This window comes from Streptosporangium sp. NPDC049078, from assembly GCF_040648855.1.
In the GTDB taxonomy this organism is placed as follows: domain Bacteria; phylum Actinomycetota; class Actinomycetes; order Streptosporangiales; family Streptosporangiaceae; genus Streptosporangium.
On sequence record NZ_JBEZEL010000021.1, the window covers coordinates 107787 to 121677 of the forward strand.

Consider the following 13891-nt stretch of genomic DNA (forward strand, 5'->3'; position numbering starts at 1 on the left):
AAGGGCGGCGACGTCACCGGGCTGTCCCACGTAGAGCGTTGGCCGTGCTGCCGTCGAATCGTGGCGGGTTTGGAAGCCAGGGGGCGTTGACGCGGGTGGGCGACCACCTGCCCGTCAGCCGATGGGCAGGTGGTCGAGGTAGCCGCGGACGTTACGGCGGGTTTCGGCCACCGAGTCCCCGGCGAACTTCTCCGCCACCGCGTCCGCCAGGACCAGCGCGACCATCGCCTCGGCGACGATCCCCGCGGCCGGGACCGCGCACACGTCCGACCGCTGGTGGTGGGCCCGCGCCGGGGCGCCGGTGGTGACGTCCACGGTGGCGAGGGCCCGTGGCACGGTCGCGATCGGCTTCATCGCCGCGCGCACCCGCAGCGCCTCGCCGGTGCTCAGTCCGCCCTCGGTCCCGCCTGAGCGGCCCGAGGTGCGCCTCACGCCCTCGGGGGTCGGCACGATCTCGTCGTGTGCTCTCGACCCCGGCGTACGGGCCAGCGCGAAGCCGTCCCCGACCTCGACGCCCTTGATCGCCTGGATGCCCATCAGAGCGCACGCCAGCCGCGCGTCGAGGCGCCTGTCCCAGTGCACGTGGGAGCCGAGCCCCACGGGGACCCCGTAGGCGAGGACCTCGACCACGCCGCCGAGCGTGTCACCGTCCCGGTGGGCCCGGTCGATCTCGGCGACCATCGCCTTGCTCGCGTCGGCGTCCAGGCAGCGCACCGGGTCGGCGTCCAGCCTCCCGGCGTCCGCGGGGACGGGAAGGACCCCGTCGGGGGCCTTGGCCGAGGCGAGTTCCACCACGTGCGAGACGAGCTCGATCCCGGCCGTCTCCCGCAGGTAGGAGCGGGCCACCGCGCCCAGCGCCACCCGCGCGGCCGTCTCCCGCGCGCTCGCCCGCTCCAGGATCGGACGGGCCTCGCCGAAACCGTACTTCTGCATGCCCGCCAGGTCGGCGTGGCCGGGCCTGGGCCTGGTCAGCGGGGCGTTGCGCGCCAGCCCTTCCAGCACCTCAGGGGTGACGGGGTCGGCCGCCATGACCTGCTCCCACTTGGCCCACTCGGTGTTGCCCACCACGATCGAGACCGGCGAGCCCAGGGTCAGCCCGTGCCGTACGCCGCCGAGGATGGTCACCTCGTCCATCTCGAACCGCATCCGCGCGCCCCGGCCGTAACCCAGCCGCCGCCTGGCGAGCGCGTCGGCCAGCATGCCGGTGGTGACCGGCACACCGGCGGGCAGCCCTTCCAGGGTCGCGACGAGGGCGGGTCCGTGCGATTCTCCCGCGGTCAGCCAACGCAACCTGCTCACCGGGCCACTCCTTCACTGAGGCTGAGTTCGAGGAGGTCGTCGGCCACCAGGTGTTCCCCGGACACACCGAGGTCCCTGGAGCCGGAGCCGAGATCGGAGCCCGAGCCGAAGTCCAGGCCGGATCCGAAGTGGCGGGCGCCGTGCAGCCAGGCCACCTTGTCGTGCAGGTCGTCCACCGTGAGGGAGGACAGCATCGCGTTCCGCGCCCGTGCCTCGGCGCCCGCCGGGTGATAGAGGCGTTCCCCCATCGCGCGGGCCACCAGCTGGGTTCTGGCCGTGCGTTCGCGGCGCTCGGCGTTGTACTTCTCCAGGCGCTGGGTGAAGGCGTCCTCGTCGCAGTCGAGCAGCCTGCCGATCACCACCGCGTCCTCAAGCGCCATGCACGCGCCCTGGGCGGCGTACTGCAGCATCGGGTGCGCGGCGTCGCCGAGCAGGGCGACCCGCCCGTCCGTCCAGCGGTCGACCGGGTCGCGGTCGCACAGGACCCAGGTCCGCCACTCCTCGCCCAGCTCCAGCAGGGCGCGGGCCGTCTCGCTCAGGCCGGGGAACTCGCCCAGCACGTGGGACCTGTCCGCGGGCTCGCCCGCCAGCTCCTCGCGGGCGCCGTCGTCCCGGGTGGCGGCGAGGTTCAGGAACCTTCCGCCGCCGATCGGGTAGTGGACGAAGTGCCACTTCGGACCCGCCCAGAGGGTGACGGTGTTCCAGCGCAACTCCGCGGGGACCTTCTCCATGGGGATGACCGAACGGTAGATGGTGTGCCCGGAGATCCGGGGCCTGCCGTCCCCGACGAGCTGACGGCGGACGGCCGAGCGGATGCCGTCGGCCCCGATGAGGGCGGCGCCGGTGAAGCGCTCTCCGGTGTCCGTGACGGCGGTGACACCGGTCGGGTCCTGTTCGTAGCGGGTGACCCATCGGCTGCCGAGCAGTTCGATGTCGCCGGACGCGCGGCAGGCGTCGAGCAGCGACTGGTACAGGTCACCCCGGTGGACCACCGCGTACGGGTCGCCGAACCGGCGCCGGTAGCCGTCGGTCAGCGGCATGCTGGCCACCCGCTCGCCCGTGGTGCCGTCCATGAAGCGCAACTCGTCGATGAAGACCGCCCGCTCGCGCACGGCCTCGCCGACACCGAGGTGGCGGAGCGCGTGGAAGGCGTTCGGTGCCAGCTGGATGCCGGCGCCCAGTTCGGCGAACGTGGGCCGGCGTTCCAGCACGATCACCCGGTGTCCCCGATCGGCGACGCTCAACGCCGCCGCGAGACCGCCGATGCCACCACCGGCAATGAGAATCCTCGCCATGTCCTCGTCATCCCTCCAGGGCCAGGCCACGGCCCGCCAGTTCGGCGACGTCGAAGATGCCCTCGGTGGTGGCCTCCACATCGAAGACGGAGCGCTGGACGGGCGGGAATCCGATCAGTTCGGCGGCCCTGGCCGGCAGCGGGACCGCCGCGGCCTCCGCCGACTCCCAGAGCAGCACGGCGCCCCAGCGGTCGCTGCTCCGGTCGGAGATCCAGAACTTCAGGCGCAGCCCGGGAATCCCGGCGAAGCGGTCCACCGCCTCGTCGCGCAGGAACGCGCGGAGCGATTCGACGGTCTGGTCCGACTCCCGTAGGTCCCACCAGACGACGACGGCCTGCATGCGCTTGACACCTCCGGAATCAAATGCCTTTATGCCGTTGTCGCCGACGACGTTTTTCCCGCATAGGAAACGGGTTTCGACTCCGGTTTTACGGCCATTCTTGTGACTGTTGTCTATTACGGTAGGTCGCCGTTAAGGGCGGGACAACGGCTCTGCGATAAGGCATTCTTTTCAGGATGTGAACGATAAGCGGGGTCGCAGAAAAAGGTTGGCGGAACGAATGTGCGGGCTCCGGGGGCCTGGACACGAGGACCGGCCCCGGCAAATGCCGGGGCCGGTCCTTTTTCAGCGGTGCAGTTTCACGGAAGTCGGCGGCTTCGTCGGCGCCGTTCCATGAAAATCAGGGGTCAGCCCTTCTGCGCCGCCGCGATGGTGCAGGCCATCCGCTCGATGCTCGCCTCGTCGAACAGGTCGTCGATGTCGGCGTCGACGTCGAAGGCCTCGCGGATCCGGTCGGTCAGGCGGGCCGCGCGCAGGGAGTCACCGCCCAGCTCGAAGAAGTTGTCGAGGATGCCGATGCCTTCGAGCTCCAGCGTCTTCGCCCAGATCTGCTGCAGGGTCCGCTCGATGTCGTTGCGCGGCTCCTGGTAGGGGCTGCCGACGTCCGGGCGGGACCGGGGCGGCTCGGGGAGCGCGGTCCGGTCGATCTTGCCGTTCGTCGTCGTCGGGAGGCCGCCGACCACGTACGCCGCCGGCACCATGAACGAGGGAAGCGTCTGGCGCAGCGCCGCTCGAAGGTCCCGCACCTCGGGGACGGGCCCGGGGCGCGGCTCGATGTAGGCGACCAGCTGGACGTCTCCCTGACCGTCCTTCCTGGCCAGCACCGCCGCCTGGCCGACACCCGGCTGTGCGGCCAGGACGGCCTCGATCTCGCCGAGGTGCACCCGGTTGCCGCGGACCTTGATCTGGTTGTCGGTACGGCCGACGATCTCGATGCTTCCGTCGGTCCAGTAGCGCGCCACGTCGCCCGTCCGGTACAGCACCGGGTGGCGGACCGGGGCCATCGGGTTGGCGAGCCACTTCTCCGCGGTGGCCTCCGGCCGGCCCAGATATCCCTCCGACAGGCTCTCTCCGGCCACGAAGATCTCACCGACGACTCCCGGCGGGAGGACCTCGAGGTTCTCGCCGAGCACGTACGCCTTGACGTTGGGCGTCGGCCGCCCGATCGGGGGCAGGCGGTGGGCGCGTCCCTCCTCACCGAGGTCCACGCCGAGCTGGGTGATGTCGCACGTGGCCACCACCGTCGCCTCCGCGGAGCCGTACAGGTTGAACACGTGGAAGGGAAGGTCGGCGGAGGGCCACGACTGCACGCGCTCGCCGCAGATCCTGATGTTGACCAGCTCGGTCTCGGCGGGCCAGTGAAGCGTCCACAGCCGTTCGGCCATCGCCTTCATGAGCAGGGTGTGGGTGATCCGCTCGGAGACGAGCCAGTCGCGCAGCCACTCGGGCGAGGTCACGACCGACGGCTCGGGGATGTGGACCGTGGCGCCCGCGGCCAGGACCGAGAAGCACTCGACCTCCACCATGCCGTAGCCGGGGGCGGCCAGCCACGTGCCTCGGGACTCCTCGGTGATACCGCAGATCACGCGCATGCTGTAGATGAGGTTGCGGGCCGCGCCGTGCGGCACCATCACGGCCTTGGGCACGCCCGTGGAGCCGGAGGTGTAGCAGATGTGGATGAGGTCTGATGCCTTCACCGGCTCGCTGACGGGGGTGGTGGGCTCGTCGCGCCAGTCGGTGCCGTCGAGCGAGAGCACCGGGCAGATGCCCGACACCTTGAACTCGTGGGCCCTCATGGTGAGCACCACCACGGCCGAGGCGTCCTCGATCATGAAGCGGACGCGGTCGTCGGGGAACTCGGGGTCCAGCAGGATCGCCGCCGCCGCCGTCTTGAAGCAGGCGAGCTGCGCGATCAGGCTCTCGGCGCCGCGTGGGAAGCAGACCCCGACCCGGTCGCGGGGGCGGACCCCCTGTGCGGCGAGCCGGTGGGCGAGCTGGTTGGCCTGGTCGTCGAGCTCGCGGAAAGTGAGCCGGCCACCGGGCCAGGCCACCGCGACCGTGTCGGGCGTCCGGCGCGCGATGTCCGCGACGACCTCGTGGAAGAAGAGGGCGGGTACGGGCTCGTCGGTCTGGTTCCAGTCGACGAGGATGCGCCGGGACTCCTCCTCGGTGAGCAGGGGGATGTCCCGCAGCGTGACGGCAGGGTCGGCGGCGAGGGCGTCGAGGACCCGTCCCAGGTGCAGCGCGTACTGGGCGGCGGCGTCCGCGTCGAACTCCGCCCGCGACATCACGAGGTCGAGGCCGTCGGCGTCCCGGGTGAACACGGTCAGCGCGGCGCGCGGACCCGGCTGCTCACCGTTCGCGGAGACGGCACCGGCGGAGAGGCCGTTCGCGGAGACGTCACCCGCGGGGGCGCCGTTCGCGAGGGCGTCGCCGGTGGAGACGACGGCGTGGCAGGGCTCGCCGGTGGCGGGCTCCGCGGTGCCGGCCGCGATCGCGGCCAGCAGCTCCGCGGCGGTCGTGTCGCCGGACACCCGCACCCGGACGGTCTCGGCGGGACCCCGCCCCGCCCGCCCGATCAGCAGGTCGGTCTCGGCGGTGTAGCGGTGGAGCAGGCCCGCCAGGGCCGCGACCGCGAACGTCTCCCGGTGTGGCAGGGCCTTCTCCGGGACCGGGATGGAGTGCCGGTGCGGAACCCCGGGCGGGCCGTCACCGGCGGGACGGGCTAGGGGAAGCGACGAGTTGGTCGTTTCCATGAGAATCGTTCCTCTCGAAATAGCGGGTCGGAGGTCTCAGGCGAGAGCCGGCAGCGGGGTGGGGAGGGCGAGCTCGACCTGCGAGGAGATGCCCTCGGCACCGGCCCGCCGCAGGGCACGCCCGGCCTCGACGGCCTCGGCGAGTCCGTGGATCATGCGGGTGGTCTGGTCCCAGTCCACACAGGCGTCGGTCACGCTCTGCCCGTACGCGAGGGCGTCCGTCCGGCCCAGGATCAGGTCCTGCCGGCCCGCGGCGAGGAAGCTCTCCAGCATGATCCCGGCGATGCCGGTCTCCCCGCCGGCGATACGGTGCGCGATGTCCGCGGCGACGAGGGGCTGCCGCATGTGGTCCTTGCCGCTGTTGCCGTGGCTGGCGTCGATGAAGAGGCGCTGGGGCAGGCCCGCCTTCTTCAGCAGTGCGAGGGCGCCGGCCACGTCGGAGGGGCTGTAGTTGGGGGCCGTGCTGCCGCCGCGCAGGACGACGTGGCAGTCGGGGTTTCCGCTGGTGGAGACGATCGAGACGACGCCGTCGTCGTCGATGCCCGGGAACACGTGTCCCTTCGAGGCGGCGACGATGGCGTCGACCGCGTCCTCCACGTGGCCGCTCGTCGCGTTCTTGATGCCGACGGGCATGCTGAGCCCGCTGGTGAGCTGCCGGTGCACCTGGCTCTGGACGGTGCGGGCACCGATCGAGCCCCAGGACACGGCGTCGGCGAAGTAGCGGGGGGTGAGCGGGTCGAGGAACTCGCAGCCGATCGGCAGGCCGGTCTCCAGGATGTCCAGCATCAGCCCTCGCGCCAGGCGCAGCCCGCTGTTGAGGTCGTGCGAACCGTCGAGGTGGGGGTCGCTGATGAGACCCTTCCAGCCGAGGCGGGTCCGCGGTTTCTCCATGTAGACCCGCATGACGACCACGAGCGAGCCGGACACCTGCCGCGCGAGCTCGGAGAGCCGCTCGGCGTAGGTCAGGGCGGCGCAGGGGTCGTGGATGGAGCACGGGCCGGCGACCACGACGAGCCGGTCGTCCTCGCCGTTCAGCACCTGGGTGACCCCGTACCGGCCGCCGAGGACGGTCTCCCTGGCGGTGGAGGAGACCGGGATCTCCTCCCGCAGCGCCGAGGGTGAGAAGAGCCGGTCGACCGGGGTGACGCGGGAGTCGAGGGAGTCGATGAGGGAGGGCAGCACGTCGGGGGTGTGGGTGATGGTCATTGCGGGGTTCCTTCCGGTGGAGTGGTCAGGCGTTGTCCGCCGCGAGAACCGCCGCGGAGAAGGTGAATCCCATTCCGGTGCCGATGAGGAGCACCCGTGCTCCCGGCTCCAGCAGGTCCTCGTTCAACAGGTGGTGCAGGCCGTAGAGCTGGTCGGCGGGACCGAGGTGCCCGATCGTGAGCCCGAGTTCGGCCAGGGTGTTGCCGGGAATGCTCTTCAGGGGTCGTACGAAGCTCTCCCTGAACAGGGTCCGCCCGACGAACGGTGTGACGAGCCAGTCGATCTCGTCCATGGACAGGCCGGCGTCGGCCAGTGCCGTGGAGACGACGCCGGCGGTCCCGGCCGCCGACCTCGCGCGGACGTCGCGCAGCGACAGCTCGCCGCGCGTCAGGAACTCCCGGGTCCTGCGCCTCATGTCGGGGTGCGGTTCGGGAGCCGTACGGAACGGCTCGTCGCCGCGCGAGAGTCCTTCGAGGGCGGTGTCGGTCTGCGAGGCGCAGGACAGCAGCCTCAGCCGGCCGCGGCCCCGGGTGACCACCGCCGAGGCGGCGCCGTCACCGAAGACCATGCCGGGGGAGAGGTACCAGCGGTCGGTGGGAGGGGCGAAGCGGTCCGCGACCGTGATGAGGGCGGAGGGGAGCTCGGGGCGTCCCGCCAGCATGCTCGCCGCGATCTCCAGGCAGGCGAGGGAGCCGTTCGACGCCGCGGAGACGGTCATCGGCATCCCGGCCATCCGGGTGCCCAGCAGCTCCCCGCCGATCCAGCAGGCCGCGGGCCACATGTCGATGCCCTGGAAGTGGCTGTGACTGTGCAGGTAGAGGGTGTCGGGGCCGATCTCCGTCCCGTGGGCGGCGGCCTCCTTGAGCGCCTGCCTGCCGGCGGTCACGGCCATCTCGGGGGGAGCCTGCGAGGACTGGGCGACGGAGATCATTCCGGTGCTCTCGGCGACCTCGGCCGAGTACGAGCCGTCCTCGACGGCCCGGGTTATGGGCACCCGGTCGCCGAGCGTGCCGCCCGTGCCGGAGATCCAGATGTCATCGAACCGCATCGCTGAGAGTCCTTTCCGTGCCGAGGCCTCGGGACGTTCCAGGGGGACGCGTGTCGCCGGTGATCTGCCCGCCGCCGATGCGGGCGGGGTGGACCTCGGTTGTCACGTCGTTTCCCTTCGCGCTCCGGAACTCGCGGTTGGCCGTTTCTCGGTTACCAGCAATTACGCTAAGGCGGTAACAGGAGTAGGGCAACGGGGGTGTGATAAGAGCTCCTTTTCGGGATGCGAACGTCGCATGTTGAGGAAAGGAGGGGATCCTGCGTCGTGAGTCCTGTCGGATCGCCGTTAAATCATCGGTAGCGCACTACCGGCAAAGGTAGTTCAATAGTAAAATTGCCAGGATGAAGCGACAACCGGGAGACAGGGCCGTGGCACCGGGCCCGCTCGCACTGGTGCAGGCGTTCGTCAACAGCGTGAACGTGGAGTTCGGGCCTGACTATCTGGCCACCGTGGAGGGTCTCACCATCTGGCTGGAGCGCAACGGCCTCGGTGACCCGAGGGTGGAGCCGGGCGAGCTCGACCGCCGCGACGCCGTGACCCTGCGGGAGGCGTTGCGCGCGCTCCTGCGGGAGAACAACGGCGGCCCCCCCGACCTCCAGGCTCGCCGCACGATCGAGCACATCGCGCGTGACTGCCCGCTCGTCGTGGGGTTCGAAGGGGAGACGGGGGAGCTCGGCCTGCGGCCCGCGCTCACCGATGTGCGCGGAGCCCTGGCCAGGGTGCTCGCGGCCGTCGCCGGCGCCGTCGCCGACGGCTCCTGGCAGCGTCTCAAGGCGTGCGGCGAGCACCGATGCGAGTGGATCTTCTACGACCGGTCGCGAAACAAGGGCAGCCGCTGGTGCTCGATGGCGGTGTGCGGGACGCGGTCCAAGATGCGCACCTACCGCGAGACGAAGCGGGTCCACAGCGAGAGCGGCTGAGCCGCGCGGACCACGTGGTCCCCTGCCGGGTACGCCCGGCGCGTCACCTCGCGCGTGGGCCGGGAACGGCGATACGCCCAGGTCAGGCGGTGTCACCTCGCGCGCAGGTCAGGCATGTCCGAGTCCGCCGATGTCACCTCGCGTCCGACTCCGACGGTGTCACCTCGCGCGCGGGTCAGGCATGTCCGGGTCAGGCGGCGTCACCTCGGGCGTGGGCCGGGAGCGGGAACACGTCTCGGGAGCCGTGGGACGACACCGGCCCGCCGCGACGCCCGCGATCATGCCGGTGGGGGCGGTCCGGCCGCCCCCACCGGTCGTGTCGTCCGGGAGTCACGGCGCGTTCTCCCGGCCGAGGAGCTTCCTCGCGACGACGAGCTTGGTGGCCGCCGCGGTGCCGTCCGCGAGCTGGAGGCCGATGACGTCCCTGAGCCGCTGCGCGATCGGCCCGTCCTCGGCCCAGCCGAGGTGGCCCATGGTCAGCAGGGACTGGTGGACGGCCTCCATCGCCGCCTTCGGCGCCCACCACTTGGCCATGTTGGAGGGGATCCGCGGGTCCATGCCGTTGTCGGCGCGCCACAGCGCCTCGAAGGACACCAGCCGCGCCGCGTGCAGCATGGTCGCGTGCTCGACCAGGGGGAAGGCGACCGCCTGGAAGGTGCCGATGGGCCGGCCGAACGCCTCCCTGGCGCCCGCGTGGGCGATGGCCTCGTCGAGCGCGGCCTTGGCGACCCCGAGCGCCATCAGCGAGATGTACGCCCGCGAGACGCCGAACCCGCGCATGACCGCCGCGAAGCCGAGTCCCGGCTGCCCGACCACGTCCTCGGGGCCGACGCGGACGCCGTCGAAGACGAACCTGCCGCGCCCGCCGGACCGGCAGCCGAGGTCGGGGAGGGTCTCGCGGCTCACCCCGGCCTGGTCGAGCCGGATGTAGAAGGCGGTGATGCCGTGCGCTCCGGCCTCCCCCGTACGCGCGAAGACGAGGCCGTGCGTGGCGTAGGCGGCGATCATGATGGAGGTCTTCTCGCCGTTCAGCACCCATCCGTCGCCGTCGGGCTCCGCGCGCATCTCGATGCCCGCGGCGTCGGTGCCGTGGCCGGGCTCGGTGAGGCAGAGCGCGACGATCGACTCGCCACGGGAGATCGGCGGAAGCCAGCCCGCCAGCTGCTCCGGAGCGCAGTTCGCCGCGAGGACACCGCCGATGAGGGCGGCGTTGAGCACGGGATAGCAGACGGACAGGTCCGCCGCCGCCAGTTCCTCAAGGGCGATGCCCGCGCTCGTCGCGTCGAGCCCGAGCCCCCCGTACTCCTCGGGCATCCGGAGCGCGAACAGACCCTCCTCGCCCAACTCGGCGAGGAGCCCCGGACGGTATTCGCGCCGCACGTCGCTCTCCCGGCGGTACGGGGCGATCCTGTCGGCCGCGAACTCCCGCACCCGCTTGGCGAGCGCCTGCTGATCACTGGTGAATTCGAAGTCCATGTGGTGTCCTAAGCCCGGAGCCGGTCGCGCAAGGCGAATTTCTGGATCTTCCCGGAGGGGGTTCTCGGCAGCGACGGCACGATCTCCAGCCGCTCGGGCCAGTACTGCTTGGCCATGCCGAGGCCGGAGAGGTGGCCGCGCATGTCGTCGAGGGTGAGCGGGGAGGCCGCCGGGGAGTCCGCCGTGACGAGGATCGCGCAGGCGCGCTCGCCCAGCCGCCGATCCGGGTAGCCGACGACCGCGACGTCCTTGACGGAGGGGTGCCGCAGCAGGGCCGCCTCCACCTCCACGACGGGGATGTTCTCCGCGCCGCGCATGATGACGTCCTTGACCCGGCCGGTGATCCGGATGCCTCCGTAGCCGTCCTCGCGGGCCAGGTCCCCGGTGTCGAACCAGCCGTCCTCGGTGAGCGACTCGGCGTACACCTCGGGGCGGCGGAAGTAGCCGAGGCACTGGGCGGCGCCGCGGACCTGGAGCAGGCCGGGCTGTCCCGCGGCCACCGGCTCGCCCCCTCGGCCGACGATCCGGACCTCCATCCCCGGTACGGGGGTGCCGTCGCTCTCGGCCGCGCGCATCGGCGGGTCCTCGGGACGGGTGATCGTCACGCAGCCGTTCTCGCTCATGCCCCACAGGGCGTACACCCGGCAGCCGAGGACCTCCCGCGCGTCCTCCACCAGGAGCGGCGCGATCGGCGCGCTGCCGGTGGCGAACGTGAGCAGCGCCGACAGGTCCCTCGGACCGGTGCGCTGCGCCTCGATGAGGTCGGAGAGGAACGTGGGCGCGCCCATGAAGAACGTGACCCTCCGCTCCTCCAGGATCCGCAGCATCACGGCCGGGTCCCACGCGTCCACCTGCACGGCCGTCGCGCCGAGGATGAGCGGCATGAGGAAGTTCCAGGTGTAGCCGGCCTGGTGGGTCGTGGGGGACCCCATCGCCGTCACCTCGTCGCCGGTGAGGTGAAGCACGTCGGCCTGTGCCCTGTTCATCGAGTACAGGGTGTTGTGGCTGTGCACGACGCCTTTCGGCTCACCGGTCGTGCCCGAGGTGAACACGACCTGGGCGGGGTCGTCCGGGCCGGCTTCGAGGGCGTCGAGGGCCGCGATCTCCTCGGCGGTGGGCTCGGGGCCGAGGAGGTCGCGGTCGAAGTCCAGCGCCCCACCCCTACCGCCGTCGCCCTCGCCGCCGCCGTTGTCAGCGCCACCGTCACCGATGCCGTCACCGATGCCGTCACCGCCGCCGCCGTGGACACCGTCACCGCCGCCGAGCAGCACCCGGTGGCGCAGGCTCGGGACGGCGCGGGCGACCTCGGCGCTCATGTCCGCGTACGAGAAGCCGCGGAACTCCGTCGCCGCGATGTACACCGGGCTCTCGGTGAGCCGGGTCATGAACTCGACCTCGCGCCTGCGCATGATGGGGACGACCGGGCCCGCCACGGCGCCGATCCGCGCGCAGGCGAGGATCGACGCGACGAGCTGCCAGGAGTTGGGCAGCTGCAGGGTCACCACGTCACCGCGTCCCACGCCCAGCCGCACCAGGCTCGCCGCGAGGCGGTCGACGCGCCGGGCGAGCTCGGCGTAGGTCACCGTCTCCGCGGCGCCGTCCCGGTAGCAGACCAGCGCCGGCTTGTCGGGGTGGTTCGCGACGGAACGCCGTAGGTCGTCGAGGACGGTCTCGTCGCGCCACTGGCCGGAGCGCCGGAAGTCCTGGAAGTCCTGGAAGCCCTTCATCGGCTCCTCCTCGTTCTGCCCAGGGCGGTCCTGGCCCGCGCGGCCACGGCCTGGGGCGTGATGCCGCCCCGCTCCAGGAGGTACTTCTGGCTCCCGGCGACCGGGACGAACGCGTCGGGCATCGCCACCCGGCACACCCTGACCGGCAGGATCTCCGAGAGGTTCTCGGCGACGGCGGCGCCGAAGCCGCCGGCGCGCCAGTGCTCCTCGACCGTGACCACGACGCCGGTCGTGCTCGCCGCGGCGGCGAGCGTCGCCGTGTCCAGCGGCTTGACCGTGTGCACGTGGATCACCGACGCCGCGATGCCGTCCCGCTCCAGCAGGTCCGCGGCGTCGAGGGCGGCGAGCACCGGGTACGGGCCGCAGGCGGCGAGCGTGACGTCGCCGCCCTCCCGCAGGATCTGGGCCTGCCCGATTCGCACGGGCGGCCCTTCCGGGAGGTCGGGGGTGGCGTTGCGGCCGAGCCGGAAGTAGACGGGTCCCGGCAGGGCGAGGGCCTGGCGGAACAGCTCGTCCGTGGTGGCCTCGTCCGCGGGGACGACGACGGTCATGTTCGGCAGGTTCCGCATCACGGCCAGGTCCTCCAGCGAGTGGTGGGTGGGGCCGAGATGGCCGCCCGACACTCCGGAGTGGGTCGCGGCGATGCGGACGGGCAGGTTGTTGAGCGCGATGTCGACCTTGACGGCCTCCAGCGCCCGGGTGGAGGCGAACGCCGCCATCGTGTTCACGACGGGCACGCGTCCCTCCTTGGCGAGCCCGGCGGCGGCGCCCATGAGGGTGTGCTCGGCGATGCCCAGGTTGAGGTACCTGTCGGACGCCTCGCCGAAGTCGACCCCGCCGAACAGGCCGGTGTCGCTGTCCAGGCAGACCAGCCGCTCGTCGTCCGGCATGAGTTCCACGAGCACGTCGCGGTAGACCTCGCGGGACGAGCGCGTCTTGAGGGTGGTGGCGGTCATCGCCGTTCTCCTTCCGGGGTGGCACGCAGGGCGGAGAGCGCGCGGCGGTGCTGGCGGTCGCCCAGCTTGGCGTAGTGGCTGCGTGCCTGGCCCTCGATGAAGGGCAGGCCCTTGCCTTTGACGGTGTGGGCGATGATCAGGGTGGGACGTCCCGGCTCGGGCGGCGCGGTGAGCGCCTCGGTCAGCGCGGCGACGTCGTGGCCGTCCGCCTCCCTGACGTGCCAGCCGAAGGCCCGCCACCGGTCGGCGAGGGGTTCCAGGTTGTTGACGAAATCCGTCGCGCCGGTGATCTGGAGGCGGTTGCGGTCGACCACGGCGGTGAGGTTCTCCAGCCCGTGGCTCGCGGCCACGCTCGCCGCCTCCCAGACCGATCCCTCCTGGAGCTCGCCGTCGCCCATGACCACGAAGCACCGGCGGTCGGAGCCGTCGAGCCTGGCCGCGAGCGCCACCCCGACCCCCAGCGCGAGGCCGTGACCGAGGGAGCCGGACGGCATCTCCACGCCGGGGACCTCGGCGTGGGGGTGGGCCATGAAGGCGCTGCCCGGCCGCGCGTAGTCGGTGAGCCGCTCCGAGGGGAAGAAGCCGGCCTCGCAGAGGGTCGCGTACAGGGCGATGCCCGCGTGCCCCTTGCTCAGCAGCAGCATGTCGCGGTCGGGCGAGCCCGGATCCCGGGGGTCGATTCGCATGATCCGGAAGTACAGGGTGGCGAGGACCTCGACGAGGGACATGGAACCCCCCAGGTGCCCGCCCTCGGGACTCGCGCACATGTTCACGATGTGTTCCCTGATCCGGCCGGTCATCGCGGCCGGATCGGCCTTCTGCCCGGCTCGGATCGCACCCGGCAGGGTGGAGACGCCGCTCATGTCTA

11 protein-coding genes are annotated in these 13891 nt (G+C 71.8%); 1 reads left to right on the forward strand and 10 read right to left on the reverse strand.

Features of this window, described 5'->3' with window-relative positions:
• Positions 1–114: 114 nt before the first annotated feature.
• The 6 genes from aroC to AB0B90_RS31725 form a co-directional block, all read right to left on the reverse strand.
• Positions 115–1290 carry a chorismate synthase gene (gene aroC, locus AB0B90_RS31700; RefSeq protein ID WP_362926174.1) on the reverse strand — a complete coding sequence of 392 codons (1176 nt, stop codon included), beginning with the start codon at positions 1288–1290 and terminating at the stop codon, positions 115–117.
• 5 nt (positions 1291–1295) lie between these two features.
• Positions 1296–2594, reverse strand: coding sequence for a 3-hydroxybenzoate 6-monooxygenase (locus AB0B90_RS31705; RefSeq protein WP_362926137.1), 1299 nt, complete (start codon positions 2592–2594; stop codon positions 1296–1298).
• A gap of 7 nt (positions 2595–2601) precedes the next feature.
• Positions 2602–2934: a hypothetical protein gene (locus AB0B90_RS31710; RefSeq protein WP_350945172.1), complete on the reverse strand. Its 333-nt coding sequence runs from the start codon at positions 2932–2934 to the stop codon at positions 2602–2604.
• Between the two features lie 347 nt (positions 2935–3281).
• Entirely contained in the window at positions 3282–5690 is a 2409-nt protein-coding gene (locus AB0B90_RS31715) for an amino acid adenylation domain-containing protein (RefSeq protein WP_362926138.1), read from the reverse strand.
• 36 nt (positions 5691–5726) lie between these two features.
• Positions 5727–6896 (reverse strand): 3-deoxy-7-phosphoheptulonate synthase, encoded by a 1170-nt coding sequence (locus AB0B90_RS31720; RefSeq protein WP_350945174.1) that lies wholly within the window; start codon positions 6894–6896, stop codon positions 5727–5729.
• A gap of 25 nt (positions 6897–6921) precedes the next feature.
• Positions 6922–7944 (reverse strand): ketoacyl-ACP synthase III family protein, encoded by a 1023-nt coding sequence (locus AB0B90_RS31725; RefSeq protein WP_362926139.1) that lies wholly within the window; start codon positions 7942–7944, stop codon positions 6922–6924.
• A 341-nt stretch (positions 7945–8285) separates the two neighbouring features.
• Here AB0B90_RS31725 and AB0B90_RS31730 point away from each other — a divergent pair, with 341 nt between their 5' ends.
• The gene (locus tag AB0B90_RS31730; RefSeq protein WP_350945176.1) at positions 8286–8864 is read left to right on the forward strand and encodes a CGNR zinc finger domain-containing protein; all 579 of its coding nucleotides are present in this window, start codon (positions 8286–8288) and stop codon (positions 8862–8864) included.
• 330 nt (positions 8865–9194) lie between these two features.
• On the opposite strand, the gene AB0B90_RS31735 is transcribed toward AB0B90_RS31730, so the two are convergent.
• From AB0B90_RS31735 to AB0B90_RS31750, 4 genes are read right to left on the reverse strand one after another with little or no spacing between them, the layout of a single operon-like run.
• The gene (locus AB0B90_RS31735) at positions 9195–10340 is read right to left on the reverse strand and encodes an acyl-CoA dehydrogenase family protein (protein ID WP_350945177.1); all 1146 of its coding nucleotides are present in this window, start codon (positions 10338–10340) and stop codon (positions 9195–9197) included.
• A gap of 8 nt (positions 10341–10348) precedes the next feature.
• On the reverse strand, positions 10349–12067 hold the full coding sequence (locus AB0B90_RS31740) for an AMP-binding protein (RefSeq protein ID WP_362926140.1): 1719 nt from the start codon (positions 12065–12067) through the stop codon (positions 10349–10351).
• Entirely contained in the window at positions 12064–13023 is a 960-nt protein-coding gene (locus AB0B90_RS31745) for a transketolase C-terminal domain-containing protein (protein ID WP_350945179.1), read from the reverse strand. The genes AB0B90_RS31740 and AB0B90_RS31745 overlap by 4 nt, the downstream gene beginning before the upstream one ends.
• A complete protein-coding gene (locus tag AB0B90_RS31750) occupies positions 13020–13886 on the reverse strand; it encodes a transketolase (protein ID WP_350945180.1) in 867 nt (288 codons plus the stop codon). Before AB0B90_RS31750 ends, AB0B90_RS31745 begins: the two co-directional genes overlap by 4 nt.
• Between the last annotated feature and the right edge of the window lie 5 nt (positions 13887–13891).

Coding starts and splice junctions, on each gene's coding strand:
- AB0B90_RS31705 (WP_362926137.1), bottom strand. CDS start 2,594: ATGGCGAGGATTCTCATTGCCGGTGGTGGCATCGGCGGTCTCGCGGCG.
- AB0B90_RS31710 (WP_350945172.1), bottom strand. CDS start 2,934: ATGCAGGCCGTCGTCGTCTGGTGGGACCTACGGGAGTCGGACCAGACC.
- AB0B90_RS31715 (WP_362926138.1), bottom strand. CDS start 5,690: ATGGAAACGACCAACTCGTCGCTTCCCCTAGCCCGTCCCGCCGGTGAC.
- AB0B90_RS31720 (WP_350945174.1), bottom strand. CDS start 6,896: ATGACCATCACCCACACCCCCGACGTGCTGCCCTCCCTCATCGACTCC.
- AB0B90_RS31725 (WP_362926139.1), bottom strand. CDS start 7,944: ATGCGGTTCGATGACATCTGGATCTCCGGCACGGGCGGCACGCTCGGC.
- AB0B90_RS31730 (WP_350945176.1), top strand. CDS start 8,286: ATGAAGCGACAACCGGGAGACAGGGCCGTGGCACCGGGCCCGCTCGCA.
- AB0B90_RS31735 (WP_350945177.1), bottom strand. CDS start 10,340: ATGGACTTCGAATTCACCAGTGATCAGCAGGCGCTCGCCAAGCGGGTG.
- AB0B90_RS31740 (WP_362926140.1), bottom strand. CDS start 12,067: ATGAAGGGCTTCCAGGACTTCCAGGACTTCCGGCGCTCCGGCCAGTGG.
- AB0B90_RS31745 (WP_350945179.1), bottom strand. CDS start 13,023: ATGACCGCCACCACCCTCAAGACGCGCTCGTCCCGCGAGGTCTACCGC.
- AB0B90_RS31750 (WP_350945180.1), bottom strand. CDS start 13,886: ATGAGCGGCGTCTCCACCCTGCCGGGTGCGATCCGAGCCGGGCAGAAG.